Annotated in this window: 2 protein-coding genes; both read right to left on the minus strand. The window is 62.3% G+C overall.

Annotated elements, in window-relative coordinates:
• Window positions 1-765 (minus strand): carboxylating nicotinate-nucleotide diphosphorylase (nadC, locus tag ACT8II_RS08785; RefSeq protein WP_443813842.1); only part of this gene is annotated, 765 nt, incomplete at its 3' end.
• Between the two features lie 95 nt (window positions 766-860).
• Window positions 861-1,277, minus strand: a 417-nt coding sequence (locus ACT8II_RS08790) for an FAD-binding protein (protein ID WP_443813844.1), incomplete at its 5' end; no start/stop codon positions are given.

Below are 1,277 nucleotides of genomic sequence, written 5' to 3' on the forward strand. Positions count from 1 at the left end.
ATCGGCGAGCTCACGGATATTGCTCGCGTCAACGTTGCCCGAGGCCTCGACCTTGGCGTGGCCATCAATGAGCGCAATGGCCTCGCGCATCTGCTCGCGATCCATATTGTCGAGCATGATGATGTCCGCACCAGCATCGAGTGCCTCTTGCACCATATTCAGGCTCTCGCACTCAACTTCCACCGTGCACACAAAGGGCGCATGGGCGCGAGCACCTGCCACGGCGGCAGCGATACCTCCCGCCGCATCGATATGGTTGTCCTTGAGCATGACCGCCTGTGAAAGGTTGTAGCGGTGATTGTGGCCACCGCCTGCCTCGACCGCCGCTTTTTCGAATATGCGAAGGCCAGGCGTGGTCTTGCGCGTGTCGGCAAGCAGGGTCTTGGTACCTTCGAGCTCCTTTGCCATGGTACGTGTATACGTTGCGATACCGCTCATGCGCTGCAGGAAGTTGAGAGCCACGCGCTCACCGGAGAGCAGCACGCGGGCGTCGCCGTGCACCGTCCCTAGCACCTGGCCGGGCTCGACCTCGTCGCCATCACTCACGCGCGCGTCGAACGTCGTGGCAGGGTCGAGCAGGGTAAAGGCACGCTCGAACACATCCAACCCCGCGATGACGCCCGCTGCCTTCGCAATGAGTTGAACCTCGGCCTCCCGCGGACCGGGGCAGACCGACTCGGTCGACAGATCGCCCGCGTTCATGTCCTCGCGCAGGGCAAAACGGATGATATCGTCGGCAACAAGGTTCATGGTGATTGGATTCACAAGAATTCCTTTCGTAAGCATGACGGTCGTGAGCATGACGGGCGCGCCGCACGCCAAGGGGCGCGTCGCAGATAGCGCACCTCAAGGCGCGCTCATCATGCGTGCACGAGCACGTCGATGTTGAGGTTTTGGCGCACCTGACCGGGCAACAGGCGGTGTGCGCCGTCGAGCGCGGGCTCGCCCGCCTTCTCGACTTCCAGGCTCTCCCCCGTCGCCATCTTCCACGCCGCACGGCGCGCAAAAACGAGCGACTCAAGCAACGAATTGCTCGCAAGGCGGTTCCTGCCATGCACACCATTGCACGCCGCCTCGCCGGCAACATACAGATGCGGCATCGTGGTCGCCGAATCCCGATCGACCCAAACGCCACCCATGAAGTAGTGCTGCGTGGGCACCACAGGAATAGGCTCCTCGAGGATGTCGCGCCCCTCTTGCTGGCAGTGGGCTCGGATGTTGGCAAAGTGCGTGCGTACGATCTCGCGATCAACGGGATCAAAGCTCAGCCACTCGTA

The sequence above is a fragment of the Collinsella sp. genome (assembly GCF_052346665.1).
Taxonomy (GTDB): domain Bacteria; phylum Actinomycetota; class Coriobacteriia; order Coriobacteriales; family Coriobacteriaceae; genus Collinsella.